A 6,629-nucleotide genomic window follows, 5' to 3' on the forward strand; every position below is an offset into this window, starting at 1 on the left:
AAACTACGACACCGAAAACTAAGGCGGAAGTACCATTAATTGAGCAGATACAAGAAGCAATAGAGACAAAAGAGCTTTTAAATCAGTTGCCAAAACCGGAAGAGTTTACAAAATGGTTTACAGATTTAAACATGGCGATAGGGAAGACGAAGCCGGAGACCAAAGAGTTTAACAACCTTAAAAAATTTGAGATTTATTTAAATGATTATGCTAAATTGATAAATAAAATGAGGGGAATAATTGCAGAAGAAAAAGATGTACCACAGGCCCCTCTCCCAAAGTTAAACACGCAAATTGAATTGTTACCGAAAGTCCCAAAACCGAAAAAGTCGTCGGAACAACTTGTTGGGGAAGCAATGAAAGAATGGGATAAAAGGGACATAAAAGAAGCCAAAGAAAAAGCGCGCCTCTACAAAGATCTTTTCATTGACCCGTTCGTGCAAACCTTCAAATCTGAGTTTTCTAAGGCATGGCAATCTATATTCGGTGAAGCTCACTCGCTTCTAGAAAAGTTCCTTGCAAGTGTCAGCCAATCTCTGTTAGAGCTTGGTGCAAAAAAACTTGCATCTTCTTTGTTAGACTTTTTTGTTCCGGGGCTGGGCACTTTAATTTCAGGTGTGGGTGATTTATTTTCCGGGGACAGCGCGAGACCGGTGACACAGATATGGATTGATGGTGATCTTGTGGCAACAGCGAAGACAGCAACAAGAACACGGGCGATATTGAGCAGGCAGGAGGCTTTGCGGTAAGATGTTAAGTTTGGCACAGACCCCGGGTGATGATAATAAAATTATATGGCTAATAGAGCTGGAGCTCTCCACCGGGGTGCAACGCTTTTGCTCCGGTGTGGGACGCAATTATGTAGCTCTGAGTGGGAAAGATTATCGGAATGCGTTGCAGAAAAATTCTCTTGCATTCCACGGGCAGAGCATCCCGGCGGATGAGATGGGTGGGATCGGCTCCCGTTTTGGGTTCACCTTCACACTTGTGAATTATGGCGCGTACACAATAGACTCTTTCATGCCAGCAGCCGCAGCTCCCGAAATATACTTAGCACCTTGCCGCTTGGGGTTCATCTGGGAAGGGGCGACTACACAGGCAGAAATTACATGGCTGTGCGATGCTTTCGTGGAAAATTACCAGTTTGACTCGGCGGGGTTCGCAATAGAGGCGGTGGAAAGAAATCTTGATTTTGATTTTCTACCCGTATGGAAAATCCAGAAGGAAACAGACGACAAGCACACTTATTTCCCACGCGCCCCGAAAGAATCCATTGGAAAATTTCTACCCATTGTTTACGGCGGTTTCGACCGGTACATTCCGGAACAGGGAAAATACCGGTTAACGCCCGCAATTTTGGTTGACATGCAGCGTCTCATTTTCATAGGGGCGGGACACGAATGCAAGCAGACCTTCTATGACCACGATGGAAAGCATAGAGTATTCAGACAGATAGATGGGAAGGAAAATTACCTTGAAATAGCACCGGTTGCCGGTGATACTGTGAACAATGTGAACGGGACAACTGTGCGATTGCTTACAACAGCGCCGAGAGCCGGGAGCTGGGTTGACGGTTTTGTTTATATTAGAAAACTTATCCCGGGGGCGTTTACGGATGTAACAGATTTGAGCCTGTTTCAAGAAGAAAATTATTCCACAAGTTTGACTTTAGTGAACAGCAAAAAATTGGGGTTCCAATTTGATTCGGGAATCACTCACGATTTTGGGAGCCCGAATATTGGTCTCACTGATATTGAGCTTGTAGTGCTTTGGAAGACCTCAGCACCAGGCGAGACCCGGGCGTTGAAAATTGAATTTTACAATGAAAATAAAGCCGGTGGTGCTGGGTACACCGGTGCAACTGGATACGACACACAAGGTGATTTTGGGACATACAAATTTACCCGTTACCAATTTGGGAATGTCGTGGACGGGAAGAGCAACAGTAACTTGCCATGGGACTGGGGTGAGTTATTAGGGCTGCAATGGGTGCTTACGAATGTTTCCGGAGATTCGCATGACCCGGGGGACATATTGATAAGAGAGATTTATCTGCAGCTTAATTACATTGTACTTTGGAAACTCACCCCCCAAAGATTCCCACGAACAACAACAGGGGGAAGTAGGCATTAATAGGACACGGAAATGGCATATTTGATGAGAGGTTGGTTAGCCAACAATACAAAAATTGAACAGCAGCTAACGGATGAAAAAAAATTATATGAATTCACGGACGCATTTTTTCTGCAGGGTTTAATTTTTGGACGTTGGATACAGAAGACGGGTGCATTAAACCGGACGAACGGCTACTCAATCGGCGACATGATAGAGAACCCGGCGTATGTGATAGAGTCCATCCTGCGTGATTGGCTGTTCGTGGAACGGAACAGACGGATTGATACAAGTTCCAGTGCGACAAAAGCGGTTCTTGACGGTACTGTGAACGGGCGGGCGCTCACCGTGAAAATAGATGATTATTACAAATATGCAATTTGGCATAATCACAGTACGGGGTTCAAAACTTACATTGCGGGCTATGATGGCAGCACACAAGAAGTAATATTGGCGGATGCGGATATAAGTGATGCTATGGCCGCCGGTGATTGGGTCACCATTACAAATATACAGGGGGATAATCTGATTGATACGGCAAGCTTCGATGTGGTGGGGAACACAACGAACGGAACCCGTGATGGGTATCAATTGGCACGGTATTTCACAGAAAGAGAATCCATGCGAGATATAATAGACAGTATCTGTCAAGATTTTCATCTGTTTTTGACAAAATCGGGGATGCGATACCGGCTTGCGTGCCTGGACAGAAAATCAGCAGTGGACGGTGTTTTCAGCAACCCGCTGAAACAAAACGGAGTCCCATTATTACAAGTTTGGTTGTCTCCGCTGGATTCGCTATATTCGCAATACAGTTTCAAGCACGGTGTCGATGGACGGTACGAAATGGTGTGTTCCCCTACGGGTTCCACATACGGGCTGGGAGCTACATACGAAGGTAAGTGTGCATCAGCTGAGATGAAATACCGGCAAGTTGGTCGTGAATATGGAAAAATATACGAAAACATCTATAACGGGATGGACTCAAAACCGACGACGGATACAACGATGCACCGGATTGCAAAAAGTACGATAGATTTCTACACGCAGCTCCGGGCGATGGTTGAGTATCAGGGTGATTTCAAAAATCACATAAAATACGAAGTTGGTGATCAAGTAAAAATTAATTATCCAACGTTGATTCCGGCGGGGTTGAACGATTGGGAATATTTTTTGATTTACGACAAATCGATTGAGGCGGTTAATGGGATTCCAACCGTACGATTTCGATTAATTCAAATTTAAAAACGGAGATAATATTATGGCATACGGCAAACAAATTTTTGTAACGACGACCGCTACAATTGATGTGCTTGCAGAAATTGGGACGGCGGGTGAATATGTGGAGATATTGGAAGATGGCACAACTTTCCATACTTATACCCCGGCTTCAACTACGATTAGCAAAATTAAGGATGCAGCTTCGGTTGGCAATAAACTTGCAGATGACACCACACCGGCGAACAGGTTCGTCTGGACAGCAGGACAGGTGGTGCGAATCCCGGTTGTTGCTCTGAAACTTGCAACGGGTTCTGTGTGTATATACAGCTCTCCAACGGAGGTGTGAAAATGGGTCTGCTGCTAAAATTAGGGCTTAGCCTTAACGGGATACGGAAAAAAGCATTAAGAATATTAGGTTTCCTTATCGATGACAGTGGTAACTACATTGTTGACGATAACGGCAAAAAAATAAAAGGAGATTTGTAAATGGCTGACGATGTAATAAATTACCGTGATTATGTTTCTGCCTTGCAAGAAAAGGAAGCTGTGGACGGGGACGATCTTCTCGCCGTTAGGACAGCGCTCGGTGCTCGAAAAATAAAAGCAAAACTTTTCAACATCGTACCACCGACTAACAACATCGGCAACCCAGGCGAAGAAGGTTTTGGAGTTGGGGTGTATCCCGATACACTGCCTGCAGGTATTGTTTCCTTAGAAGGAACCTTGAACAAGTCCAATCCGCAGTATGGTAACTATAAAGTTACTGTTGATAATTCGATAATGTGTTGGATTCCAAAGTTTTACTTTAAGATTTCGCATGGTGAGATTGCCAACATGACGGGCGACGGTACGGAAGTTACCGTTACCTGTACGAATGACCATAATTTCGTCAAAGTTGGTGAGAAAGTTTATATTGAAGGTGCAACGGGTTTTGCTCTTCCAAGTGGACAATATACCATTTCGGCGATAACCACTTCAAAAATTTTCAAGATTACTTCTAACTTCAACACCGGTACTTACACCGCAAATAGCGCTTATGTTTATAACTCCGTTCAAATACGGGGGACAAGGTGGTATGCTTCGGAAGCAGAAGCTAACCTTGACGGCTTCGTTCTTCATCGTGCATTTATAAATGCAGGGGCGGAGGTTGATGGATTTTTCGTCGATAAATACAAGTGGAGTCTAACTAATTACGCTGATGGTACGGCGGGGATTGCAAGCTCTATTGCTCTTTCGAATCCACTTAGCTCCTTTTCATCTCTTAAACGCACATCGGGGAACCCGTCGTATCCAGGCAGTTTTTCGAATTGTCTATCTAACGGACAGACACCGACCGATAGTTACGCCGGTGCATTTTCCGCTGCGAAATCACGGGGGAATGATTTCTGTGTTCCGCCCGTTTATGTTTATGGTGCACTATCACTTCTTTCAATGGCACACGGACAGGCATCATCGAATACAACATTTTGTGCTTGGTTTTTGGAATCCAGCGCCGGCGCTCGAGATAAGGTGTTCCCAAAGGGGAACAATAATAGCGGTGCTGACATTTCTGATGCTGCATGTACTTTTGCAACATGTGATGATAGTTATTGGGGAACACAAAATCAAGCCCGAAAGAACGGTGGTGGGAGTACCTTTGCGAAGACCACACATAACGGTCAAGATTGCGGAGTGGCTGACCTGAACGGCAACTTATCTGAAATCGTAAGCGGGCTTACAAGTGGTGGTTATACAATACAATCAATCACCGGAATCACACGAGCAATAAATGCAGTATTTACGGTTGTTGGACATGGTTTTTCAACCGGGGATATAGTGACGATTCAAGGGGGGTTCGAATCTTCAGAATGGAATAACTTGTTGAAATATAAGCATTTTCAAGTTTTAAAAATTGATAGTGATACTTTTAATTTAGGTTATAACGGGAATATTATCGATACAAGTGCTATAGGCACTGATTATACAATGGGATATTTCGCTGTAAAATCAGATACATATATTCTAAAAACGACGGCAAATGTAAAAATACTTACGGGCGGTGTCGGGGGCGTGACCGATAATTATTGCGATGAAGGAGCGCCAACTGCAAACTTTTTGGCAATCTATGATAAATTCACATTCCCGTTTATTCTAAATGTTGTAAGTGCTCGCTTTGGAAACGGAAGGAAACAGGTGCTGGATTGCACAACTGTTCACAACAACAGTTGGCAGCGTGCGTGTGCTGGAATACCATCTGTGCCTGAAAGTGGGAGTAATGTTGGTACGAATCTTTTCGGGACAGATAGTTTATACACATCAGTAGGTTTGAAATCAACCCCGGTTAGGGGCGGTGTGTGGGATTATTCAACAGCAGCGGGAGTTTGGTATCTTCATTTAAACCAAGTTGCAACCTCAAGCTCAATCACAATAACAGCCCGTTCATGTTTGTATGTTTAGAAAGGAAATGATATGAAATATTTTAGATTTACTAAAGTTGTCACAGATGTCACTACGCTTAATATTATCATTCCTGACGGGGTTGAGACAGTGTATTACACCGATACACTTGTTGGAGTTGATATACCTGATTCTGTACCATTTCTTGCATTGCAACATGAAGAGTGCAATGTTACGGAGAAAACTTTTGTAGAGGTGGAAGAGGAGCTGAAAAGTTGCCGGATGTACAAAGATATAGACGAGATTATGAAGAGAAAAATCCATGAGAAGTACTCATTGGATGATGAAATAAAAATGTTGAAACTTGATAAAGAATCAACTGAGTATCAGGAATATGACGGATATGTTCAATCTTGCCGGGCTTACGGCAGGAACATGAAAATTGCGAAAGGATTAAGGCAAAATGGAGAAAGCTAAAAACGAACTGCTGATATTCGTTAAAAATAACGCCTGGGGAATAATAATTACAATTGCCGTTTTTTTCTCCAACTACATCGTTCTTAGCTCGAAGACCGAAGAGCAGGGGCGCTTGTTGGCGGAGCATGAAGCACGAATCCGAGCGATGGAATTGAAACAGGAGATGATAATGGAGAAATTGAAAAATATAGAAAAAAACACGAATTATTTTCGTGAATGGTTGGAAGAATAAAAAGGAGCATTAATTATGTATTTTGGACGAAAATTTATAGCGTTCCTTCTCTCATTGGCAATTTACACCTCTATAATGGTGGTTGCTCTGCTATATGCTACAATTACAGACCTTAGTGTTTTCTCACTCGCAATTGCCGGCTCCGTGACACAAATTGCGGGTATATACTACGCCGGGAATGTTTTCACGAAGAAAGTTCTGAATGACAACA

The 6,629-nt window shown here is 43.3% G+C and carries 7 protein-coding genes; all 7 read left to right on the forward strand.

The window, feature by feature from the left end; genetic code table 11:
• On the forward strand, positions 1-749 hold a 749-nt coding region (locus LC115_08235; protein ID MCZ2356660.1), incomplete at its 5' end, for a hypothetical protein.
• 1 nt (position 750) lies between these two features.
• Entirely contained in the window at positions 751-2,133 is a 1,383-nt protein-coding gene (locus LC115_08240) for a hypothetical protein (GenBank protein MCZ2356661.1), read from the forward strand.
• Positions 2,134-2,145: 12 nt separating this feature from the next.
• Positions 2,146-3,357, forward strand: a complete 1,212-nt coding sequence (locus tag LC115_08245) for a hypothetical protein (GenBank protein ID MCZ2356662.1) — start codon at positions 2,146-2,148, stop codon at positions 3,355-3,357.
• A gap of 16 nt (positions 3,358-3,373) precedes the next feature.
• Positions 3,374-3,679: a hypothetical protein gene (locus LC115_08250; protein MCZ2356663.1), complete on the forward strand. Its 306-nt coding sequence runs from the start codon at positions 3,374-3,376 to the stop codon at positions 3,677-3,679.
• Positions 3,680-3,819: 140 nt separating this feature from the next.
• Complete coding sequence (locus LC115_08255; protein ID MCZ2356664.1) at positions 3,820-5,769, forward strand: hypothetical protein; 1,950 nt, start codon at positions 3,820-3,822, stop codon at positions 5,767-5,769.
• 12 nt (positions 5,770-5,781) lie between these two features.
• Positions 5,782-6,186 (forward strand): hypothetical protein, encoded by a 405-nt coding sequence (locus LC115_08260; protein ID MCZ2356665.1) that lies wholly within the window; start codon positions 5,782-5,784, stop codon positions 6,184-6,186.
• Positions 6,173-6,418 carry a hypothetical protein gene (locus LC115_08265; protein MCZ2356666.1) on the forward strand — a complete coding sequence of 82 codons (246 nt, stop codon included), beginning with the start codon at positions 6,173-6,175 and terminating at the stop codon, positions 6,416-6,418. Before LC115_08260 ends, LC115_08265 begins: the two co-directional genes overlap by 14 nt.
• Positions 6,419-6,629: the final 211 nt, after the last annotated feature.

It is taken from the genome of Bacteroidia bacterium (assembly GCA_026932145.1).
Classification (GTDB): Bacteria; Bacteroidota; Bacteroidia; order J057; family JAIXKT01; genus JAIXKT01.

What these genes read in the sequence shown, in the direction of transcription:
- LC115_08240 (MCZ2356661.1), top strand. Translation starts at nt 751, where the DNA reads ATGTTAAGTTTGGCACAGACCCCGGGTGATGATAATAAAATTATATGG.
- LC115_08245 (MCZ2356662.1), top strand. Translation starts at nt 2,146, where the DNA reads ATGGCATATTTGATGAGAGGTTGGTTAGCCAACAATACAAAAATTGAA.
- LC115_08250 (MCZ2356663.1), top strand. Translation starts at nt 3,374, where the DNA reads ATGGCATACGGCAAACAAATTTTTGTAACGACGACCGCTACAATTGAT.
- LC115_08255 (MCZ2356664.1), top strand. Translation starts at nt 3,820, where the DNA reads ATGGCTGACGATGTAATAAATTACCGTGATTATGTTTCTGCCTTGCAA.
- LC115_08260 (MCZ2356665.1), top strand. Translation starts at nt 5,782, where the DNA reads ATGAAATATTTTAGATTTACTAAAGTTGTCACAGATGTCACTACGCTT.
- LC115_08265 (MCZ2356666.1), top strand. Translation starts at nt 6,173, where the DNA reads ATGGAGAAAGCTAAAAACGAACTGCTGATATTCGTTAAAAATAACGCC.